The organism is Micrococcaceae bacterium Sec5.7 (genome assembly GCA_039636785.1).
Taxonomy (GTDB): Bacteria; Actinomycetota; Actinomycetes; order Actinomycetales; family Micrococcaceae; genus Arthrobacter.
This window is the reverse complement of sequence record CP144169.1, coordinates 1-21,301: the sequence shown is the minus strand read 5'-3', so window position 1 is coordinate 21,301 and position 21,301 is coordinate 1. Positions and strand designations below refer to the sequence as shown.

General features: G+C 64.7%; 20 protein-coding genes. 16 read left to right on the top strand and 4 right to left on the bottom strand.

Annotated features, from left to right (window positions below; genetic code table 11):
- The first annotated feature begins 19 nt into the window (after positions 1-19).
- Together V3C33_00100 and V3C33_00095 are read left to right on the top strand one after the other, a co-directional pair.
- The gene (locus tag V3C33_00100; GenBank protein XAS67791.1) at positions 20-814 is read left to right on the top strand and encodes a TSUP family transporter; all 795 of its coding nucleotides are present in this window, start codon (positions 20-22) and stop codon (positions 812-814) included.
- A 175-nt stretch (positions 815-989) separates the two neighbouring features.
- On the top strand, positions 990-2,381 hold the full coding sequence (locus V3C33_00095; GenBank protein ID XAS67790.1) for a pyridoxal-dependent decarboxylase: 1,392 nt from the start codon (positions 990-992) through the stop codon (positions 2,379-2,381).
- 79 nt (positions 2,382-2,460) lie between these two features.
- Here the strand turns inward: V3C33_00095 and V3C33_00090 are convergent, their stop codons facing one another.
- Genes V3C33_00090 through V3C33_00080 form a run of 3 tightly spaced genes read right to left on the bottom strand, consistent with a single transcriptional unit; the run spans position 2,461 to position 5,394 of the window.
- Positions 2,461-3,489, bottom strand: a complete 1,029-nt coding sequence (locus V3C33_00090) for an aminoglycoside phosphotransferase family protein (GenBank protein ID XAS67789.1) — start codon at positions 3,487-3,489, stop codon at positions 2,461-2,463.
- Positions 3,489-4,244, bottom strand: a complete 756-nt coding sequence (locus V3C33_00085) for a VIT1/CCC1 transporter family protein (protein XAS67788.1) — start codon at positions 4,242-4,244, stop codon at positions 3,489-3,491. Before V3C33_00085 ends, V3C33_00090 begins: the two co-directional genes overlap by 1 nt.
- Positions 4,245-4,290: 46 nt before the next feature.
- Positions 4,291-5,394, bottom strand: a complete 1,104-nt coding sequence (locus V3C33_00080; protein XAS67787.1) for a ferritin-like domain-containing protein — start codon at positions 5,392-5,394, stop codon at positions 4,291-4,293.
- Positions 5,395-5,481: 87 nt separating this feature from the next.
- Here V3C33_00080 and rimP point away from each other — a divergent pair, with 87 nt between their 5' ends.
- The 6 genes from rimP to V3C33_00050 all read left to right on the top strand — a co-directional run bounded on the left by rimP (position 5,482) and on the right by V3C33_00050 (position 11,966).
- Positions 5,482-6,096: a ribosome maturation factor RimP gene (rimP, locus tag V3C33_00075; GenBank protein ID XAS67786.1), complete on the top strand. Its 615-nt coding sequence runs from the start codon at positions 5,482-5,484 to the stop codon at positions 6,094-6,096.
- Positions 6,096-7,076 (top strand): transcription termination factor NusA, encoded by a 981-nt coding sequence (gene nusA, locus V3C33_00070; GenBank protein XAS67785.1) that lies wholly within the window; start codon positions 6,096-6,098, stop codon positions 7,074-7,076. Before rimP ends, nusA begins: the two co-directional genes overlap by 1 nt.
- Before the next feature lie 144 nt (positions 7,077-7,220).
- A complete protein-coding gene (locus V3C33_00065; GenBank protein ID XAS67784.1) occupies positions 7,221-7,619 on the top strand; it encodes a YlxR family protein in 399 nt (132 codons plus the stop codon).
- 152 nt (positions 7,620-7,771) lie between these two features.
- Entirely contained in the window at positions 7,772-10,675 is a 2,904-nt protein-coding gene (gene infB, locus V3C33_00060) for a translation initiation factor IF-2 (GenBank protein ID XAS67783.1), read from the top strand.
- Positions 10,676-10,880: 205 nt separating this feature from the next.
- A complete protein-coding gene (rbfA, locus tag V3C33_00055; protein XAS67782.1) occupies positions 10,881-11,390 on the top strand; it encodes a 30S ribosome-binding factor RbfA in 510 nt (169 codons plus the stop codon).
- A 90-nt stretch (positions 11,391-11,480) separates the two neighbouring features.
- On the top strand, positions 11,481-11,966 hold the full coding sequence (locus V3C33_00050; protein XAS67781.1) for a nucleoside deaminase: 486 nt from the start codon (positions 11,481-11,483) through the stop codon (positions 11,964-11,966).
- A 29-nt stretch (positions 11,967-11,995) separates the two neighbouring features.
- Here V3C33_00050 and V3C33_00045 read toward each other — a convergent pair whose 3' ends face one another.
- Positions 11,996-13,150: a pyridoxal phosphate-dependent aminotransferase gene (locus tag V3C33_00045; GenBank protein XAS67780.1), complete on the bottom strand. Its 1,155-nt coding sequence runs from the start codon at positions 13,148-13,150 to the stop codon at positions 11,996-11,998.
- Positions 13,151-13,231: 81 nt separating this feature from the next.
- Between V3C33_00045 and truB the strand changes: the two genes are divergently transcribed.
- From truB to V3C33_00005, 8 genes are all read left to right on the top strand, one after another.
- On the top strand, positions 13,232-14,155 hold the full coding sequence (gene truB, locus V3C33_00040) for a tRNA pseudouridine(55) synthase TruB (protein XAS67779.1): 924 nt from the start codon (positions 13,232-13,234) through the stop codon (positions 14,153-14,155).
- A gap of 2 nt (positions 14,156-14,157) precedes the next feature.
- Positions 14,158-14,511: a hypothetical protein gene (locus V3C33_00035; GenBank protein XAS67778.1), complete on the top strand. Its 354-nt coding sequence runs from the start codon at positions 14,158-14,160 to the stop codon at positions 14,509-14,511.
- 19 nt (positions 14,512-14,530) lie between these two features.
- A complete protein-coding gene (locus tag V3C33_00030; GenBank protein ID XAS67777.1) occupies positions 14,531-14,971 on the top strand; it encodes a hypothetical protein in 441 nt (146 codons plus the stop codon).
- A gap of 202 nt (positions 14,972-15,173) precedes the next feature.
- On the top strand, positions 15,174-16,157 hold the full coding sequence (locus tag V3C33_00025; GenBank protein ID XAS67776.1) for a bifunctional riboflavin kinase/FAD synthetase: 984 nt from the start codon (positions 15,174-15,176) through the stop codon (positions 16,155-16,157).
- A gap of 38 nt (positions 16,158-16,195) precedes the next feature.
- Positions 16,196-17,050, top strand: a complete 855-nt coding sequence (gene kynA / locus V3C33_00020; protein XAS67775.1) for a tryptophan 2,3-dioxygenase — start codon at positions 16,196-16,198, stop codon at positions 17,048-17,050.
- A complete protein-coding gene (gene kynU, locus V3C33_00015) occupies positions 17,047-18,288 on the top strand; it encodes a kynureninase (protein XAS67774.1) in 1,242 nt (413 codons plus the stop codon). The genes kynA and kynU overlap by 4 nt, the downstream gene beginning before the upstream one ends.
- 193 nt (positions 18,289-18,481) lie before the next feature.
- The gene (rpsO, locus tag V3C33_00010; protein XAS67773.1) at positions 18,482-18,751 is read left to right on the top strand and encodes a 30S ribosomal protein S15; all 270 of its coding nucleotides are present in this window, start codon (positions 18,482-18,484) and stop codon (positions 18,749-18,751) included.
- Between the two features lie 243 nt (positions 18,752-18,994).
- On the top strand, positions 18,995-21,271 hold the full coding sequence (locus tag V3C33_00005; GenBank protein ID XAS69817.1) for a polyribonucleotide nucleotidyltransferase: 2,277 nt from the start codon (positions 18,995-18,997) through the stop codon (positions 21,269-21,271).
- Positions 21,272-21,301 lie beyond the last annotated feature (30 nt).

The following is a 21,301-nucleotide window of genomic DNA, read 5'->3' as shown; positions in this document are numbered from 1 at the left end:
TCCGCAGTAGTCGGCAGGTGTGATCTCAGGATTCGAGTCGATCCAGCCCACCACACTCATTCTGATTGTGGTGGCTGGATTTGCTGCAGGCTGGGTGGATGCCGTGGTGGGCGGCGGGGGACTCATCCAGCTTCCCGCGATGCTCCTGGTGCCTGGCATTACGCCCGTGCAGGCTCTGGCCACCAACAAGATGGGTTCCATTTTCGGGACCACCACCAGCGCGGTTACTTACTACAACCGTGTCAAACCTGATATGCGAACTGCCATTCCCATGGCTGTCATCGCACTGGCGGGAAGCTTTGGCGGCGCTCTGCTTGCAGCCAGCCTGCCTGCGAACGTGTTCAAACCGGTTATCGTGGCCGCGCTGATCGCCGTCGCGCTTTTTACGGCCTTCAAACCGGACGTCGGCGAACTTACTGTGCTTCGTCACGACGGCCGCACCCACTACGTGGTGGCCTGCATGATCGGGGCCGTGATCGGTTTCTACGACGGGCTGATCGGACCAGGTACGGGCTCGTTCCTCATCATCGCGCTGGTGTCAGCCATGGGCTACGCCTTCCTGGAAGCCAGCGCCAAGGCGAAAATCGTCAACATGGCGACCAACGCCGGCGCCCTGCTGTTTTTCCTGCCGCATGGCTCGTTGCTTTGGGGTGTTGGGCTGGTCCTGGGATTGGCGAACATGGCCGGCGGCTATCTGGGGGCACGGACGGCAGTAAAGCAGGGGAGCCGGTTTGTGCGGACCGTGTTCCTTGTGGTGGTGGGCGCTTTGATCATCAAACTCGGCTACGACGTCTGGGCGGAAAATTTCGCGTAGAAATTTCGCCTGAATCTCTGGTCCAGAGGCCGGCAGCTTCCGCGATTCAACCAAGATTCACCGGATTTCAACCCTTGCCCCTTTGGAACCGGCGTGGATCAGCACCACACGCGGGCTCATGCCCCGAGTCCAAGCAGCTCTCGCAGTCCGGGTTGGCCAGGCGTAGCATGCTGCCATGTCAACAGGCGCAGATCCGTATGCGGAGGCACTGGCGGCTGCGGCGCGCCATGCCACCGAATGGTTGGCCAGCCAGCCCACCCGGCACGTTGGCCCGCGGATGGCGGCGCGCGAACTGGCCGCCGATTTTGGCGGTCCGCTCCAGTCCGAGGGCATGGCCGCGGCCGACGTGGTGGAATATCTGGCGCTGAAATCCGAGCCGGGGCTGATGGCCATGCCGTCCGGCCGCTTTTTCGGCTGGGTCATTGGCGGCACACTGCCTGCGGCCCTGGCAGCGGATTGGCTCGTCAGCGCCTGGGACCAGAACGCTGGGCTCCGCTACGCCACGCCGGCCATGGCTGCCGTCGAGGAGGAGGCGGGCCACTGGCTGCTGACGCTTCTGGGGCTGCCGGAGGAGTCCGACGTCGGCTTCGTTACGGGCGCAACCATGGCTAACTTCACGGGTATGGCGGCTGCCCGCTGGCGGCTCATGACGGATGCCGGCTGGGACCTGGACCGTGACGGGTTGTCCGGGGCTCCGCGAATCCGTTGTTTTGTGGGCCAGGAACGTCACGACACCATTGATCTGGGGTTGCGCTACCTGGGGCTGGGGCAACCCACAGCGGTTCCGGCCGACCGGCAGGGAAGGATCATCCCGGGCGAACTGGAACGGCTGCTGGCCGAAGGGACGGGCCCGGCGCTCGTCTGTCTTCAGGCGGGCAACCTGCATTCCGGTGCCTTCGATCCGTTCACCGAGTCCATTGGAGTTGCCCGTCATCATGGCGCCTGGGTGCACGTTGACGGAGCCTTCGGTCTTTGGGCCGCAGCATCCCCGGAACTGGCGGCGTTGACTCTGGGTATGGAGCTGGCAGATTCGTGGGGAACCGATGCCCACAAAACCCTCAATGTCCCGTACGACTGCGGCATTGCGGTGGTGAAGGACACCATGGCGCTGCGCAGCGCGATGGGACTCAGCACCAGCTATCTCATCCATGACGCCGACGGCCCCGCGGATCCCTTCGAGAAGGTGCCGGAACTGTCCCGGCGAGCCAGGGGGGTTCCGGTATGGGCCGCCCTGAAATCGCTCGGGACCAACGGCGTGGCCGGCCAGATCCGCCAGCTGGCGTCGAGTGCGGCTGAAATCGCTGCCCGGTTGTCACGGATCGACGGCATCGAGGTGCTCAATGAGGTGGGCTACACCCAGGTATCGCTGGCCTTCGGCGATGACGCCACCACCCGCGAGGTGACCGCGCGCATCATCGACGACGGCCAGGTGTGGATGTCCGGGTCACGTTGGCAGGGCCGCGATGTGCTGCGGATCTCGGTCAGCAACTGGAGCACGGACGCGGACGACGTCGACACCGCGGTTGAGGCGGTCAGCGCCGCCTTTGCCCGTGTCCGGGCTGGTTGAGGGCGGTTGAGGGGCCCGGTGGCGGCCGGTTGACCAGCGGCAGAGATCAACGGAGGAGACCGGCGGCCGCGCCTGCCGGCTATGCGCCCGCTGCCGCCCCCTGCTCGGGTAGCTCGTGCGGATCCGGGAGCCCGTCCAGTGTCCTGCCCGCGAGGGTACTTGCCACCCACAGCGAACGCGCCAGGTCACCGCCGTGATGCGGCTTCGATGCGTAACGGAGGGCGTTCTCCACTTCGCGGGCGATGCTCCATTGCCGGGCAACTTCAGGATCCAGCCCGGCGGACCGGCTGAAGTCCCGGCAGCGTTCGAGCAAACCCGACCGGGGGTCTGCCCGGGAAAGGTCGGCGATCCGGTTCCACAGCAGCGGCGCTACCCCGAACTCGGCTTCGCCGATCATGGGCTGAGGGTCGATGGCCGCAAAATCGCCCGGTCCAGGCGTCTCCGGCGCTCCGGGTCTGGCCAGGATGTTCAGGAAATGAAGGTCCGTATTCACCAGCACGTCCCGCCCCGAGCGGCGGCTCACGGCCCCGCGGGTCTGGCAGACTTCGAGCGCGGCTTCAAGCAGCCAGCGTGGAAACGGGCGGCCGAGTTGCTCCCAGTCGGCCGGCAGATCATCGCTCCACTGCTCGGCCCGGGCGGCCACATGGTCAAACTCCTGCCATTGCGGCCGGTCATCAGGGACCACGCACAGCTGGCGCATCAGGCCACCCCACACGGTGACGGCAATGTCCATAGGGGCGTTCTGGAGCGACCGCCCGGCGTTTAGGCGCTCCATCAGCATGGCGCACGTCCCGGCGTCGGACTCCAGCAGGCGGACAGCACCGTGGCCGTCCCACAACGTCAGTGCATGCCGCTCAACCCGGGCTTCATCATGGGGGAAGGCAACTTTCAGGGCTGCCGCCGTTCCTGCACGGTGCACGGGCACCACTATTCCGCCGTGACCATTCCACGGAAACGCGCCCTCGGACAGATCGATCCCGAGCTGCCAATGTTCCAGCCGGCCCCGGATCAGCTCCGGCAATGAGGCCAGCCACGCCCGCCCGGCGCTGTTGCCGCTGTAGCGGCGGGTGAGGTCGGGAGGAATGGGAACGTCAGTTCGCTGGATCATCAGACAATGCCGCTGGCGCCGAGCAGGTTTCCGATGGTGAACGTGGCCGCAAGAGCCAGCGCGCCCCCCAGAACCACCCGCACTGCCGCCCGTGACCTTGAGCCTCCGCCGATCCAAGCGCCCAGTGCACCGGTCAGAGCAAGCGCCACCAGCACGGCGCCGAAGGTCAAAGGAACGCGGATATTTTCCGGCGGCAGCAGGATGGCCAGCAGCGGCAGCACGGCGCCCAGCGTAAACGCCACGGCGGAGGCGAACGCTGCGTGCCACGGGCTGACAATATCGGCTTCGTCAATGTTCAGTTCGGCAGACAGATGGGCAGCCAGGGCATCGTGCGCCGTGAGTTCTTCGGCAACAGTCTGCGCTGTTTCCGCGCTGAGCCCCTTGCTCCGGTAGATCGCTGCCAGCTCTGCGAGCTCTTCTTCGGGTTCCTCTGCGAGCTCGCGGCGTTCCTTTTCGATCAGGGCCTTCTGGCTGTCGCTCTGGCTGCTGACAGAGACATATTCGCCGAGCGCCATGGAGACGGCTCCGCCTACCAGCCCGGCCGCACCGGCAGCGAGGATGGCGCCGGGATCCGGGGTGGCGCCGGCAACGCCCACCACGATGGCGGCAACGGAGACGATTCCGTCATTGGCGCCCAGGACACCGGCGCGCAGCCAGTTGAGGCGGTGGGCAACGTCGTTGCCGTGCGGTTCGTTCTCGTGCCGGCCATCGGGCAGAAGCCCGCTGCGGTCCATTGAATCGTCCGAAGAGTCCATGGCTTCAGCAAACCACCACTCGACGCGGCCTGCCAGTAAAGCGCGGCTAAGGCGCCGGCGGGTTCGAGGCGTTTACCGTGGCCGAAGCATTGTTTTCCGGCAGCGGCGGCAGCTGTGCGGTGTCCAGGACGACGCCCGGAACCGGTCCGGGGTCTGCTCCCCACTGGACTGCCCGCTGCGCCGCGTTGAGTAGCCCGGAGATGGCCCAGGTCCGGGTGGATCCTTCACTCAAAGCCACGAGATCGCCATACACAGGCAAGGTGCCGCTTTCCAGGCTGCCCAGCCCCGTCGCTGGCGCGGCCAGAAAAAGGTCGCCCAGGGTGTAGCCCGGTTCACGCGGAGGGATGGCCACACAATGCACCCGGCTCTGGGCCTCTGCCTCATCCACCATGTTTTCGTGCCTGGCCAAAAGTCCGGATGCCGAGGCCGCGGCGGCACCGTCGAGCCTGGTAAGCGCCACCTGGTACCCGTACACGGTTTCCACCTCGGTCTTCACCGCCACAGACAACGCGGCTTCCAGTGATGCGCCGGCAGGAGCCGGCGCCGGCGCCGGGCAGGATCCGGCCACCGCGGGAATATCGCGTACCGGGGCCGCCGGTGCCGGTATCCCGGACGCGGCGGCGAGTGCCGCGGCCTGGACCAGCTGCGCAGCACCGATGGCGGCGAGCAGGCGTGCCATCCCGCCGTCGGCCGTTTCCGCATCAGCCAGGCGCTGGCCGCCACTGGTAGCCAGCGCCGCCACCAGCCCGGATGCCGACGGCGGAACGGGAACCGTTTCATTGGAAGCGTGGGCGCCTGACGCGGCGACGCGATCGGGCCGGGGAGTGTCTGTTTCGCCGGGAAGAATCAAGGCCCGGGCCTGGGTTGTCAGCAAAGTCACAGTCCGGGCAAAGTGCAGCCGCTCCGCTCCGGACGCGGAGTCCATCAACTGCCTCCCCGCCACACGCAGGCCCATCGTTTCGGTGAATGCCGCGGCGCGCGCCTGCTCTGAAAAGGGCGGTACGGCGGGGCTGGGAGCCTCCCGGGGGATAAGCGCAACCCCCAGACTGACAACGAGCACGGCGATGAAAAGGAGGGTGGAGTACCGGAAATAGCGGCCCGGCCGGCGGTTTTCCCTGCTGTCGTCATTCACAACACACCATGTTGCCATGACGGCTCCAAAGTCCGTGCACCACGGCGGCCGGAAAATCGCTAGGCTAGTACACACAACATCATCTAGCGGGAGGCGGCCGGCATCGTGAGCAATGCAGAAGCCACGGCTTCATCAGACCGGACCGGAACGGGAAAGGCTGAAGCCACACCCGTTTACAATCCTGAGGCCACGCGCCTGCGGGCGTTGCTTGAGCCGGCAGTACTGGCCAACCGCCTGTACCTCGAGGATGTCACCATCAACGCAGGGTCCCACCGGGTGGTCCACATAGTGGTGGACCTGCCCCAGGAGGAAACCGGGGGCGTGAACCTTGATGTCATCGCAAACATCTCGCGGGAGCTTTCGGAGGTCCTTGACAACGATCCGGCAGACGACGGCCGGCCGTATGATCTCGAGGTCTCCTCGCCCGGCGTCGGGCGCCCGCTGACCGAGATCCGGCACTGGCACCGCGCCCGTGGCCGCATGGTCAAGGTCAGCGTCATCCAGGGTGAGAACATCACCGGCAGAATCCAGTCGGTCGATGACACCGGAGTGGATCTGATCCCGGAAATTGCCGTGAAAAAAGGTATGAAGCCCAAACAGGGCGAACCTGTAAGACTTCCTTTCGACAGGATCCGTAATGGAAAAGTCGAAATTGAGTTCAGCCACCTCGACGAGGCTGGTCTGGAAAATGAGCACAATGGACCTTCTGAGGAGGCCTAATGGATATTGACATGAGCGCACTGAGACTCCTGGAGCGTGAGCGCGAAATCCCGCTGGATCTCCTGATTCCCACCATCGAGCAGGCACTGCTGGTGGCGTACCACAAGTCACCGGGCGCCTTCGAAAAGGCCCGCGCGGAGCTGGACCGCAAGAGCGGTCACGTGACCATCTGGGCAGTCGAGATCGACGACGACGGGGAGCCTATCGGCGAGTTCGAGGACACCCCGGCCGGCTTTGGACGCATTGCGGCCAGCACCGCCCGCCAGATCATTCTTCAGCGCCTGCGCGATGTCGAGGACGACAACGTTCTGGGCGAGTTCAAGGGCCGCGAGGGCGAACTCGTTGCCGGCCAGATCCAGCAGGGCAATAACCCGCACATGATCCAGGTCAATCTGGGTACGGTGGAGGCCCTTCTTCCGCCGCCCGAGCAGGTTCCCGGCGAGAAGTACACGCACGGCAACCGCCTCCGCGCCTTTGTGATTGACGTGCACCGGGGTACCAAGGGGCCGTCCATCACCCTCTCCCGGTCGCACCCCGGGCTGGTCAGGAAACTCTTCGAGCTGGAGGTCCCTGAGATCGCGGACCACTCTGTGGAGATTGTTGCCCTGGCACGTGAGGCAGGACACCGCACCAAGATGGCCGTCAAGGCGAACATCGCCGGCATCAACGCCAAGGGCGCGTGCATTGGCGAAATGGGTTCCCGCGTGCGGGCAGTCATGACTGAACTGAACGACGAAAAAATCGACATCGTCGACTTCAGCGAGGACCCGGCCACCTTCATTGCCAGCGCGCTGTCTCCGTCGCGTGTGAACTCCGTCACCATTACGGACGAATCCACCCGCTCCGCCCGCGTAGTGGTGCCCGACTACCAGCTGTCCCTGGCCATCGGCAAAGAAGGACAGAACGCCCGCCTTGCTGCCAAACTGACCGGATGGCGGATCGACATCGTCTCGGACGCCGCCGCACCGCGCGAAAACTAGACCGCGTCTGCAGGCTGCCGGCTGGCCTCCAGCCCGGCGCAGTGCCCTTCAGTTACCGGTCCCCGGTGCCTGAGGGGCTAGAATAGACATGACCGCGCCTAACGGCCGGTATTTGTGCGCCCTAAGCGTGCCCGAAGCGTTGCCATGCGGCGCGGGGCCGTGCAGGGCCGGCAGATATGTACTGGCAGGAAGATACTCACAGTGGCAGAAGTGCTTCACAGCGAGAATCAGCCGCAGCGTACCTGCATCGGATGCCGGAAAAAGGGCCCGCGGTCTGAGTTACTCCGGCTCGTCGCCGAAGGCAGCGGTTCAACCGCTGTCCTGGTGGATGAACGACGCCGGATGGCTGGCAGAGGTGCATGGCTGCACCTCCGCGAATCGTGCCTGGCACTGGCGGTCAAGCGGCGAGCTTTCGGAAGGGCCCTCAACGGCGCATCCGGAACTGCCGACATCGAACGCCGGATAGCGGCAGGCACGAATGCTGCGGACACCCCGGTGGCTGCAGCACCAACCGTCCAACCTGAAAGCGGGTCAGAAATCTGATGGAAACCCGATGAGTTCCCACCGATGAGTGCGCAACGATGACAACTTTGTTGCGCTCAGCAATGGGCCTTTCAGCTGCATCCGCGGCGAGGGCCCGCATTAAGAAGTAGACGGTTCGTGCCTGGCTCGGTGCGGACCGAGACAGGAGAAATGTGGCCAAGGTCCGCGTACATGAGCTTGCAAAAGAGCTCGGTATTACTTCCAAAGATGCAGTGACCAAACTGCAGGAACTGGGCGAATTCGTTCGCTCCGCCTCTTCAACCATTGAGGCCCCCGTTGTGAGGAAACTCCGCAACGCTTACCCAAACGCTGCCGCTTCGAAGACCGAAGCGCCCGCAGCCGCGCCCAAGGCGCCGGCTCAGCCCGCAGAATCACGTCCCGCGCCTGCCCCGGCACCGGGTCCCGCAGCACCGGCAGTGCCTAAAACCCAGGCAGCCCAGACCGAAGCTCCCGCCCCCAAAGCAGAGGCTCCGGCCGCCCCCGTTGCACCGTCAGCACCTGCTGCCGCTGCGCCCCCGGCCCCGTCCACCGGCGCCAAGCCGGGCGCACGCCCGGCTCCGAAGGCCGAAGCTCCCGCAGCGCCGGCCCGCCAGGGCGGTTCTGCCCCTCGTCCGGGCGGTCCCCGTCCCGGCAACAACCCTTTCGCCACTTCGCAGGGCATGCCCCGCGGCCGTGGTGACGGAGAACGTCCCCCGCGTCCGGGCAACAACCCGTTCGCTCCTTCCCAGGGCATGCCCCGTCCGGGCGGAGGCCGTCCCGACGGCGAACGTCCCGGCGGTCCGCGTCCCGCAGCAGGTACCGGTGGCCCGCGTCCCGGTGCTCCCCGCACGGCCGGTGCACCAGGCAGTACCCGTCCCGGTGCCCCGCGTACCGGCGGCGCTCCGGGTGGCGCAGGCCGTCCGGCAGGTGCCGGCGGAAACCGGCCCACTCCCGGCATGATGCCAAACCGCACCGAGCGTCCCGCCCCGGCTGGTGCCGGCGGACGTCCCGGTGGCGGCGGCCGCGGTGCGGGCGGTCCAGGCCGTCCGGGTGGCGCGCCAGGAACCGGCGCTCCCGGTACCGGCGGCGGCGGCGCCCCGGCCGGCGGTGGCTTCGGCAAGGGTGGCCGCGGTCGCGGCGGTACCCAGGGTGCCTTCGGCAAGGGCGGTGCAGGCCGCGGCAAGCAGCGCAAGTCGAAGCGTGCCAAGCGCCAGGAACTCGAGCAGATGAGTGCTCCGTCGCTGGGTGGCGTAAGTGTGCCCCGCGGCGACGGCAACACCGTAGTCCGGCTTCGCCGGGGCTCGTCAATCACGGACTTCGCCGACAAGATCGAGGCGAACCCCGCCGCACTGGTTACCGTCCTCTTCCACCTCGGCGAAATGGCTACGGCCACCCAGTCGCTGGATGAAGAGACGTTCGCCCTGCTTGGCGAGGAGCTGGGCTACAAGCTGCAGGTCGTATCGCCGGAGGACGAGGAGCGCGAGCTGCTCAGCACCTTCGACATCGACTTTGACGCCGAGCTTGAGGCCGAAGGCGACGAAGACCTCGAGGCGCGTCCTCCGGTTGTCACGGTCATGGGTCACGTTGACCACGGTAAGACCCGTCTGCTGGATGCCATCCGTAACTCGGATGTTATGGCTGACGAGCACGGTGGCATCACGCAGCACATCGGTGCGTACCAGATTGTTCACGAGCACGAAGGCACCGATCGCCGGATCACCTTCATTGACACCCCCGGCCACGAGGCGTTCACCGCCATGCGTGCCCGTGGTGCCAAGGTCACCGACATCGCCATCCTGGTGGTCGCAGCGGACGACGGCGTTATGCCGCAGACCGTTGAAGCCCTCAACCACGCGCAGGCAGCAAACGTGCCGATCGTTGTGGCTGTGAACAAGATCGACAAGGAAGGGGCCAACCCTGAGAAGGTGCGTGGCCAGCTGACCGAGTATGGACTGGTTCCGGAAGAATACGGTGGCGACACCATGTTCGTTGAGGTTTCTGCCCGCCAGAACCTGAACATCGAGGAGTTGCTTGAGGCTGTTCTGCTCACCGCAGATGCTGCCCTGGACATGCGCGCCAACCCGAACAAGGACGCCCGCGGTATTGCGATTGAAGCCAACCTGGATAAGGGCCGCGGTTCCGTGGCCACCGTTCTGGTGCAGTCGGGTACTTTGAAGGTCGGCGACACCATCGTGGCAGGCACGGCCCACGGCCGCGTCCGTGCGATGTTCGACGATGACGGCAGCGCCCTGACCGAGGCGGGCCCGTCCCGCCCCGTGCAGGTACTGGGTCTGTCCAACGTCCCGCGCGCCGGTGACACCTTCTTCGTGACCGCTGACGAGCGTACCGCCCGCCAGATCGCCGAGAAGCGTGAAACTGCGGACCGCAACGCCGCCCTGGCCAAGCGCCGCAAGCGCATCAGCCTGGAAGACTTCGACCAGGCCGTCGCCGAAGGCAAGATCGACACCCTCAACCTCATCCTCAAGGGTGACGTGTCCGGTGCCGTGGAAGCCCTCGAGGACGCGCTGCTCAAGATCGACGTCGGCGAAGGTGTCCAGCTCCGCATCATCCACCGCGGTGTCGGTGCGATCACGCAGAATGACGTCAACCTGGCTACGGTGGACAGCGCCGTTATCATCGGCTTCAACGTCAAGCCCGCCGAGCGTGTTGCCGAACTGGCAGACCGCGAAGGCGTGGACATGCGCTTCTACTCCGTCATCTACGCAGCAATTGATGACATCGAGCTGGCCCTTAAGGGCATGCTCAAGCCGGAGTACGAAGAAGTCCAGCTTGGCACCGCCGAGGTCCGCGAAGTCTTCCGCTCGTCCAAGTTCGGAAACATCGCCGGTTCCATCGTCCGCTCGGGTGTTATCCGACGCAACACGAAGGCACGCATCACCCGCGACGGCAAGACCATCGGTGACAACCTCACCGTTGAGACGCTCAAGCGCTTCAAGGACGACGCCACTGAGGTCCGGACGGACTTCGAGTGCGGTATCGGTCTTGGCTCGTTCAACGACATCACCGAAGGCGACATCATTGAGACCTTCGAGATGCGCGAAAAGCCGCGCGTCTAGTTGTTCTAGCGTTAGAGGTGCGGGGCCGTTGGATTTTTTCCGGCGGCCCCGCCCCTTCGCCGGACGGTTTTCGATCTACGATCGCAAACCGCCCGGCTCCGACAGGCCCGATGCCACTCCCTGGCCGCCGGAAAAAACCCAACGCGAGTCCGTCGTGGACTCGCCTCAGAGCGTGGCTAAGTTTTCTATATTTCAGGAGGATGTCATGGCTGATCCCGCACGGGCTGCCAAGTTGGCGCAGCGGATCAAGGTTGTTGTTGCGGAGGCACTGGGCCGGAAGGTCAAGGATCCGCGGCTTGAGGGCATTACTGTTACTGATGCCCGCGTCACCAATGATCTGCAGCATGCCACCATTTACTACACGGTGTTCGGCGACCAGCTGGTCCAGGACGAAGCCGCCAAGGGCCTGGAGAAGGCAAGGGGCGTGTTGCGGCAGGAAGTGGGGCGCAACGTCACCGTGCGCCTGACTCCTACCCTTGAATTTGTGGCGGATCAGATCCCTGTGGTGGCCTCAAACCTGGAGGAGCTGCTCCGGGCCGCCAAGAAGCGCGACGCCGAGGTTGCAGCTCTCGCCGAGGGTGCCAAGCACGCCGGCGACGCCGACCCTTACAAGAGCGATGTTCCCGAGGACGTGGAAATCGACGAGGACGACTTCGACGAAGAGGATGTTGACCTCAGCGCCGGCACCGACCTCGACGAAGACAGCAACAAGTAGTAATTCCCTGAAAAGCAGTGAAGGGCCGGAACCGGAAACGGGACCGGCCCTTCTGCTGTTTTCGCCGCCGTGCATCGCTAGGATCAGAGCATGACGGTGTCAACTGAATCCACAGGTCCCGAAGGTTATCTTGAGCGAGCAGTGCAGCTGGCGCTACGGAACGTGGCCGACGGCGGCGGACCGTTCGGTGCGCTGGTGGTCACCGCTGACGGGCGGATGCACGGGGGAGTCAACCGAGTGACCCGGGACAACGATCCCACGGCCCATGCTGAAGTCGTGGCCATCCGGACGGCAGCCGCGGAATCCCGAAATTTCGATCTGAGCGGTGCCGTGCTCTACGCAAGCTGCGAACCCTGCCCGCTTTGCCTCGCAGCCGCCCTCTGGGCGCGCATTGACCGCGTCTATTTTGCGGCGGACCGCCACGGAGCCGCCGCCGCAGGCTTCGACGACGCCGTCTTCTACGAGTACTTCGACGGTAGCCGGCCGGAACTTCTGCCTGTCAGCCAAACTGCCATTCCGACGTCGGATGCTCCTTTTGAGGCGTGGCGGGACAACACGGAACGCACCGAGTACTGAAGCCTGCCGACTTCGGAAACGGGCCGCTCCTAAGCCCGTTTCGGCAACCTGCCCACGCCTGCGAGCAGCTCGGCCTGACCGCCGCACAATGCAATCCGGATCCATCCCTCGCCGATGGAACCGAAGGCCGTGCCCGGGGCAAAGGCAACACCTGAGCCTGCCAGGAATCGCCGGGTCCACCCCCGGACGTCGCCGTCACTGACGTGGGACACGTCGGCCCAGAGGTAGAACGCCCCCTGTGCGCTCAGGAACGGGATGCCGTAGGACGTGAGGATGGCGGCGGCCGCATCCCTGTTGGCGCGGTAGTGCGCATGGGCGTGGGCCACGTAGTCCTGCGGGCCGGTCAGTGCTGCGAGCGCGGCATATTGGGATGGCGAGGCAACGCACGAAACGATGGATTCCATCACATTGTTCATCTTCTGTTCGAGCCCGGGCGGACACAGCAGTGCGCCGATCCGCAGCCCTGTGAGCCCGTAGGTTTTGGACAGGGTCAGCGACGTGAATACCCTGGCCTCGCCGGGAACATCACTGTCGAACCGCGCCGGACTCACATGCGGGACATCGTAGGTGAAGGCCTCGTAGCATTCGTCCGAGATGATCCAGAGATCGTGCCTGCGGGCCAGTTCCACCAGCTGGCGGGTCAGCTGTTCGCCGAGCACGGCGCCGAGGGGGTTCGACGGCGAATTGAGCATCAGTACCCGTGTCCGGGGTGTGATGAGGACTTCCACATCTTCAATCCTGGGCTGGAAATCATGCTCCGGATAAAGCGGATACTCCACGGGTACGGCGTGCAGGAGCCGGCTGGTCATGGCAAAGGTGGGGTAGCCCGGGTTCGGTATCAGGATTTCGTCACCCGGAGCCAGCAGCAGGCTCATGGCAAAATGCAGGCCCTGCTGGGCACCGTCCACGACGTAAACGCGGTCGGCTCCGACCGCCGTTCCGGTCTGCTCGCGGAATCTTGCCGCGAAGGCCTCACGGAGGACAGGGATTCCGGCATTCGGTGTGTAGTTGGTTTCGTCGCGGTCCAGGCAGGCCATACCGGCCTCCAATACGTGGCGGGGGAGCGCGAAGCCTGGCTCGCCGATACTCAGCACAACGGCACCGGGTGTGCGCCAGGCTGCCTCGGTGATCTCTCGGATCTGGTTGGCGGGTACATCGCGGATATGTGCGGCAAGCTCAGGCATGACAGCCATCCTAGCCGCCGCCTTACAGACGGCCCACGACGGGCGGCGGGAGCATGGGACGGCGCAGATATACTGGGAAGCGTGCTTTCTGGACTGGTAATAGTGGACAAACCGCAGGGATGGACCAGCCACGATGTGGTTGGACGGATGCGGCGGCTCGCCGGTACCCGGAAAGTGGGGCACGCAGGAACACTGGATCCCATGGCCACCGGTGTCCTGGTGGTGGGCATCAATAAGGCCACCCGGCTGCTGACGTACATCGTCGGCACCTCCAAGACCTACACGGCAACCATCCGGCTGGGCGAGTCCACAGTTACCGACGACGCCGAAGGCGACGTCATCAGCAGCACCAGCGCGGCCGCCGTCGCTGATGAGGCGATCCTTGCCGGCATCGCCGCACTGACGGGGGAAATCCAACAGGTGCCCAGCAGCGTCAGCGCGATTAAAGTCAACGGTGAAAGAGCCTACGCCCGCGTCCGTTCCGGCGAAGAGGTCAGGCTCGCCGCACGTCCGGTAACCATCCATCGCTTCGAGGTCCACGGGGTCCGCCGCGAGCGCGATGGTGAGGTGCTGGATGTTGATGTCACGGTGGAATGTTCTTCCGGCACCTATATCCGGGCCCTTGCCCGTGATCTGGGCGATGCTCTGGGCGTTGGCGGACACCTGACGGCACTGCGCAGAACCCAGGTTGGCCCGTATTCCCTGGACCAGGCAAGAACGCTCGAGCAGCTGGCCGACGAGCTGGACGTTCTGGAGATGTCACTGGCGGCGCGCGCCCTGATGCCCAACCGCGAGCTGAGCGAAGAGGAAACCACGGAAATCTCGTTCGGACGGCGGATCGCAGCCGGTGCGGCTGCCGGAACTCCTGATGCCGCCACCGCGGACAATCCAGCTGCAGCGTTTGCGCCCGATGGCAGCCTGGTTGCCCTGCTGGCGGATTCCGGCAGTTTCGCCAAGCCTGTGCTGGTGTTTGCGCCGGACAACGAAAAACGCCAGGGGAAGTAGCTTTGGACGCGTATTTTTACATCATTCTGGCCGTGGGGCTGCTGTCAACAGTCATCTGTCTCGTCGCAGGAATCCTCAAGAAAGCACCGAACGATTTCACCATTCTGTCCGTGGCCGCCGTCGAACTGGCACTGCTCGTCTACCTTGTGGGCTCCATCGTCCGGGTCGCCGCAGGCGAAGGGATCGCCGGTGAAGCCTGGGAATTCTGGGGCTACCTGGTTACCGCACTGATGCTGCCGGTGGCCGCCGTGTACTGGTCCATCCTCGAACGGACCCGCTGGAGCAACTTTGTCCTTGCCGCCGTGGGCGTGACCGCACTGGTGATGGCCGCCCGAATGAACCAGATCTGGTACTGAAGTGGAAGAAGCACACATCGTGACTGCACTGCCCTCCGAAAAGTCCCCGGGTCAGTCCCCCGACACCCGGAACACGGGTCCTGGCCGCCTCCTGATTGCCGTCTACGCAGTGTTTGCCATTTCGGCCACGGCCCGGGCGGGCTACCAGATCCTGACGAAATTCTCGGAAGCGCCCCTCGCCTACCTGCTGTCGGCCTTCGCCGCCCTGGTGTACGTGGTGGCCACTGTGTCGCTGGCGAAGCCCGGGCGGACCTGGTTCAAGGTGTCCGTGTCCGCAGTGCTTGTTGAACTGATCGGTGTGCTGGTGGTGGGTGCGCTGAGCGTCTTTGACTCCGTCCGGTTCCCTCACGAGACAGTCTGGTCGCTGTTCGGCCGCGGCTACGCCTTCATCCCACTGCTTTTGCCCATCCTTGGGCTCATCTGGCTTTACCGCAGGCGCCCGGTACCAGTCAGGGCATGAATCCGCCCGAACTGCAGGACGAGCGCGTACTCCTGCGGGCCCCCGTGCATCGTAGCCCGGACTCCGGCCAGCGGAAGACCGGGCTGCCGGTACCCGGACCACGCCGTCCGTGGCCCCCGGTGATTGCGGGTAATGTTAGAGAGTTCCGGCGCCCGGCACGGCGTGCGGACGAGTCATTGGCAGGCAGTAAAAGGCGAGGTTGATGGTCCACATCTGGAATGATCCGTCCGAGGTCCCAGCGGACTTTGGTCCATCCGTTGTCACTTTCGGCAACTTCGACGGTGTCCACCGCGGCCATCAGCAGGTGCTCTCGCAACTCATCCGGACGGCCCGCGTCAACGGTGCCAGGACCGTCGCGGTGACCTTTGACCCCCACCCCGCACAGGTTCACCGGCCCGCGTCCGCTCCCGAACTGATCATGGGCCTGCAGGACAAGCTGGATGCCCTGGGCCAGCTGGGTCTGGACGCGGTACTGGTCATGAAGTATTCGCTGAACCTGGCCAGCCTGACCCCCGAGGAATTCGTGGGGCGGGTACTGGTGGAAAGCCTGCACGCAAGCCACGTGGTGATCGGGCACGACGCCCGCTTCGGCCGCGGCAACACGGGCGATCTTGCCACCATGCAGGCTTTGGGCCAGCAGTTCGGTTTCGAGGTCCAGGTCATCAGCGAGTTCGGCTCTGAAGGCTTCCCGCTTCACAACGACGGCGGCACGGACCGCCGCTGCTCCTCCACCTGGGTGCGCGAGGCCCTGCAGGATGGCGACGTCGCCACGGCAGCTGCCGTGCTCGGCCGTCCGCACCGGATGCGGGGCGAAGTGGTGCACGGGGCATCGCGTGGCCGTGCGCTGGGGTTCCCCACCGCCAACCTGGCACCCAGTGCGAGCGGGCTCATTCCCGCGGACGGCATTTACGCCGGCTGGCTGGTGGACCAGGCCGGCACACGCTGGCCGGCGGCCATTTCGGTAGGGTCGAATCCCACCTTCGACGGCGTCAGCAGGCATGTGGAGGCCCATGTCATCGACCGGCCGCATGAGCCCGTGGAGGACTTCGATCTGTACGGCCAGACAGTAGTCGTGGAATTCGTGGCCAGGCTGCGCGGCATGGTGGCATACCGTGGGCCTGAGGCTCTGGTGGACCAGATGCGCCTGGACGTTGTCCAGACCCATGGCATCCTGACCCGCCGCTGATTCAGCAGCACACAGTCATTGGCAAGGAAGGCAACACTGTGACAGTAGAAAAGAACACCAGAAAACTGGACAAGGGGATCGTCCGCGATTTCAGTTCCCGGATGAGCTACGCGTCGTACCTCCAGCTGCCCACGTTGCTCAGCGCCCAGCAGCCCGTCAGCGAACCCGAGCACCATGACGAACTGCTGTTCATCATTCAGCACCAGACCACCGAACTGTGGCTCAAGCTGGTGCTGCACGAACTCCGGAGCGCGGCGGACAAACTGCGTGCGGACGAACTCGGCTCGGCCCTCAAAGCCATAGCCAGGGTCAAGCACATCCAGAAGACTTTGACCGAGCAATGGTCGGTTCTGGCCACACTGACGCCCACCGAGTACTCGCAGTTCCGTGGTTTCCTGGGGAACTCCTCGGGTTTCCAGTCGAGCCAGTACCGGGCAGTGGAATTCGTTCTGGGCAACAAGAACCGCAAGATGCTCCCCGTGTTCGAATCCGATCCCGAGGCCCACGCACTGCTTCAGCAGGTGCTCGCGGCGCCCAGCATCTACGACGAATTCCTGGCCTACCTGGCGCGGCAGGGCTTCGACGTCCCGGCGTCCGTGCTGAACCGTGACGTAACGAGGGCGCACGAGTTCATGCCGGAGCTGGTGCCGCTCTTCAAACACATCTATGAAAACGCCGCCGACAACTGGGGCGCCTACGAGGCCTGCGAAGAGCTCGTGGATCTCGAGGATAATTTCCAGCTGTGGCGCTTCCGCCACCTCCGCACAGTGCAGCGGACCATCGGCATGAAAACAGGAACCGGCGGCTCCAGCGGCGCAGCTTTCCTCCAGAAGGCACTCGAACTGACGTTCTTCCCCGAGCTGTTTGCCGTCCGGACGGAGATCGGCCAGTGAGCATTGAAACCTTCGACGGCGACGCCCTCCGGCAGCGGGCAGCCCAGCTTGACGCCGAGGACCCGCTGGCCCGGTACCGGGCGCTTTTCGTCGGCACGGACACGGAGCTGTCCTATCTGGACGGCAATTCACTGGGCCGTCCGCTCAGGCGAACTGCGGAGGATGTCACCGAATTCATCCACTCCGGCTGGGGCGGCCGCCTGATCCGTGGCTGGGATGAGGAATGGCTGGCCATGCCGCAGGCCATCGGCGACCAGCTGGGACGTTCCGTACTGGGTGCTGCCGCGGGGCAGACCATCATCGCCGATTCCACAACGGTGGTGCTCTACAAAATAATCCGGGCGGCACTGGCTGCCGTGACCGACCCTGCCCGGACCGAAATCGTGCTGGACACAGACAATTTTCCTACCGACCGCTACCTTGTTGAAGGGATCGCCCGGGAGGAAGGCCTCACCCTGCGCTGGATCGACGCCGATCCGTCCGCCGGGGTGACCGCAGAACAGATGCGGGCAGCAGCAGGGCCGGCCACCGCCGTCGTGGTTCTCAGTCATGTGGCCTACCGCTCGGGGTACCTCGCGGATCTACCGGCCATCACCGCCGCCGCGCACAACGCCGGGGCACTGGTGGTGTGGGACCTGTGCCATTCTGCCGGTTCCGTGGAGCTGGAACTGGACACCTGGGAGGTAGATTTCGCCGCCGGATGCACATACAAATACCTCAACGGCGGACCGGGCTCACCCGCCTTCGCCTACGTCAACAGGCGGCATCTTCCGGGCCTGCGGCAGCCCGTCTGGGGCTGGATGGGGCGGAAGGACGCCTTTGAAATGGCGGCCGGCTACGAACCTGCCCCGGGTATCCGTGGATTCCTCAGCGGCACCCCGGCCATTTTCGGCATGCTCGCGATGCGCGGGACCCTGGATCTGCTCGAAGAAGCCGGCATGTCGGCCGTCCGGGAGAAATCACGGAAGCTCACCGCATTTGCCCTGGAACTGCACGACGCCTGGCTGGCGCCCGCCGGGGTGGAGCTCGCAACACCACGCGATCCTGAGCGCAGGGGAAGCCACATCACCGTTGACCATCCGTCATTCCGCGGGGTCACCGCCGCGTTGTGGGACCAGGACGTCATCCCGGATTTCCGGGCACCCCACGGCATCAGGATCGGGCTGTCGCCGCTGAGCACCGGCTTTGCGGAACTCCACCAGGGCATGTCCGCAATCCGCGGGCAGCTGCAGGCTTGACCCAGTGTCATAGGCCGTGTTTCGACAAGATTGCAGCAAGGCCGGTAAACTAAACGTTGGATCCGGCTGCAGTCCGTGGCGGCTGGTTCTTGTTGTGTGTTGGACTTCCTGGATTTACCCTCGGAATCCGGCGCCTGCATACCCGGCAGTGAGTTACTGACTCGGGCCACACGGCACATCTCTAGGAGTTATTGTGGCACTTGAAGCCGCTGTAAAGCAGTCCATCATCAAGGATTTCGCAACGTCCGAGGCCGACACCGGTTCACCGGAGGTCCAGGTTGCAGTCCTTACTCAGCGGATCAAGGATCTGACTGAGCACATGAAGGTGCACAAGCACGATTACCACACCCAGCGCGGTCTGCTGGCCATGGTGGGCCGTCGCAAGCGCATGCTCACCTACCTCAAGAACACTGACATTGCACGCTACCGTGCGCTCATCGAGCGCCTCGGCCTGCGTCGCTAGTTAGACACAAGGGGCGGCCCCTTCCCTTCCGGATCGGGCCGCCTTCTTCACACGAAAACTAAACAGGAGGATCAACCGCATCGCGCATTCGCGGTCCTCGGTAGTGATCCCCGGGAGCGGCTTCAACGAATGAAGTGCGGCCCGTGGGTCTCGATCGATGACCGGGTGTAGTACAGGCCAGCAGATGCTGGACTGGGTTGATGCGGCTGGACTTCCGTAAATCAAGAAACGGAGGTGACTCTCTTGGAGGGTCCCGAAATCCAGTTCTCAGAAGCCGTCATTGACAATGGCCGCTTCGGCAAGCGTGTAATCCGCTTCGAAACAGGCCGTCTTGCCAAGCAGGCGGCCGGCGCAGCAATGGTGTACATCGACGAAGACACCGCGCTGCTGTCCGCAACCACCGCAGGCAAGCACCCGCGCGAAGGTTTCGACTTCTTCCCGCTGACGGTCGACGTCGAAGAGCGCATGTATGCCGCGGGCCGTATCCCGGGCTCGTTCTTCCGCCGAGAAGGACGCCCGTCCACCGAGGCCATCCTGGCCTGCCGCCTGATGGACCGCCCGCTGCGTCCGGCCTTCGTCAAGGGCCTGCGCAACGAGGTCCAGATCGTGGTCACGGTTCTGGCCATCAACCCGGACGAGCTGTACGACGTTGTGGCAATCAACGCTTCGTCCATGTCCACCCAGCTTTCCGGTCTTCCGTTCTCCGGCCCGATCGGCGGCGTCCGCGTTGCCCTGATCGCTGACGAGCACGGTTCGCAGTGGGTTGCCTTCCCGAAGCACTCCCAGCTCGAGAACGCCGTGTTCAACATGGTCGTTGCCGGCAGGACTGTGTCGGGAGCCGACGGTGACGACGTCGCCATCATGATGGTTGAAGCCGAAGCAACGGACAACTCCTGGAACCTCATCAAGGAACAGGGCGCCACCGCCCCGACCGAAGAGGTTGTCTCCGAGGGCCTCGAGGCTGCCAAGCCGTTCATCAAGGCACTGTGCGAGGCACAGGCCGACCTGGCCGCACGCGCTGCCAAGCCCACCGTTGAATTCCCGGTCTTCCTTGACTACCAGGACGACGTCTTCGCTGCTGTTGAGTCCGCTGCCGCGGACAAGCTGGCAGCTGTCTTCCAGATCGCTGACAAGCAGGACCGCGACATCGCTTCGGACGAACTGAAGGACGAAGTCACCGGTTCACTGGCCGGCCAGTTCGAAGGCCGCGAGAAGGAACTGTCCGCAGCATTCCGCTCGGTCACCAAGCAGGTTGTGCGCCAGCGTATCCTCAAGGACCAGATCCGCATCGACGGCCGTGGCCTGACGGACATCCGCCAGCTCACTGCCGAGGTTGAGGTTCTGCCCCGCGTTCACGGCTCGGCCATCTTCGAGCGCGGCGAGACCCAGATCATGGGTGTCACCACGCTGAACATGCTCAAGATGGAACAGCAGATCGACTCGCTGTCTCCGGTGACGCGCAAGCGCTACATGCACAACTACAACTTCCCGCCGTACTCCACCGGCGAGACCGGCCGCGTCGGTTCCCCGAAGCGCCGCGAAATCGGCCACGGCGCACTCGCAGAGCGCGCCATCATGCCGGTGCTGCCGTCCCGCGAGGAGTTCCCCTACGCGATCCGCCAGGTGTCTGAGGCTCTCAGCTCCAACGGTTCGACGTCGATGGGTTCCGTCTGTGCTTCCACGCTGTCCCTGCTCAATGCAGGTGTGCCGCTGAAGGCGGCCGTCGCCGGTATCGCCATGGGCCTGGTTTCCGACCAGGTTGACGGCCAGACCCGCTACGCTGCCCTGACCGATATCCTCGGCGCCGAAGATGCGTTCGGCGACATGGACTTCAAGGTTGCCGGTACCGCCGAATTCGTCACGGCCATCCAGCTGGACACCAAGCTCGACGGCATCCCGGCCTCCGTCCTGGCGGCCGCCCTGAAGCAGGCCCGCGAAGCCCGCCTGCACATCCTGGACGTCCTGAACTCCGCGATCGACACCCCGGACGAGCTCTCCGAGTTCGCGCCGCGCGTCATCGCGGTCAAGATCCCGGTAGACAAGATCGGCGAGGTCATCGGCCCGAAGGGCAAGATGATCAACCAGATCCAGGAAGACACCGGCGCCGACATCTCCATCGAGGACGACGGCACGGTCTACATCGGCGCCACGAACGGCCCGTCTGCCGACGCAGCACGGTCCGCGATCAACGCCATCGCCAACCCGCAGATCCCGGAAATCGGCGAGCGCTACCTGGGCACGGTCGTCAAGACCACCGCCTTCGGCGCCTTCATTTCCCTGACCCCGGGCAAGGACGGCCTGCTGCACATCTCCGAGCTGCGCAAGCTCGCCAGCGGCAAGCGCGTGGACAACGTCGATGACGTCCTCTCCGTTGGCCAGAAGATCCAGGTGGAAATCACCAAGATCGATGACCGCGGAAAGCTGTCCCTGTCTCCCGTGGTTGCCGAGGAAGAAGGCGCCGGCGAGACCGAACGCGTTCACGCCTCGGCTCCTGCCGAGGGCGCTGACATCTCCGAGTAGTCAGCACTCACGCAACAAAGCGGCGGGGCC

Excerpts from the sequence above, each read along its gene's own strand:
- V3C33_00095 (XAS67790.1), top strand. The coding sequence starts at position 990 with ATGTCAACAGGCGCAGATCCGTATGCGGAGGCACTGGCGGCTGCGGCG.
- V3C33_00090 (XAS67789.1), bottom strand. The coding sequence starts at position 3,489 with ATGATCCAGCGAACTGACGTTCCCATTCCTCCCGACCTCACCCGCCGC.
- V3C33_00085 (XAS67788.1), bottom strand. The coding sequence starts at position 4,244 with ATGGACTCTTCGGACGATTCAATGGACCGCAGCGGGCTTCTGCCCGAT.
- V3C33_00080 (XAS67787.1), bottom strand. The coding sequence starts at position 5,394 with ATGGCAACATGGTGTGTTGTGAATGACGACAGCAGGGAAAACCGCCGG.
- nusA (XAS67785.1), top strand. The coding sequence starts at position 6,096 with ATGGATATTGACATGAGCGCACTGAGACTCCTGGAGCGTGAGCGCGAA.
- V3C33_00065 (XAS67784.1), top strand. The coding sequence starts at position 7,221 with ATGCGGCGCGGGGCCGTGCAGGGCCGGCAGATATGTACTGGCAGGAAG.
- rbfA (XAS67782.1), top strand. The coding sequence starts at position 10,881 with ATGGCTGATCCCGCACGGGCTGCCAAGTTGGCGCAGCGGATCAAGGTT.
- V3C33_00050 (XAS67781.1), top strand. The coding sequence starts at position 11,481 with ATGACGGTGTCAACTGAATCCACAGGTCCCGAAGGTTATCTTGAGCGA.
- V3C33_00045 (XAS67780.1), bottom strand. The coding sequence starts at position 13,150 with ATGCCTGAGCTTGCCGCACATATCCGCGATGTACCCGCCAACCAGATC.
- V3C33_00025 (XAS67776.1), top strand. The coding sequence starts at position 15,174 with ATGGTCCACATCTGGAATGATCCGTCCGAGGTCCCAGCGGACTTTGGT.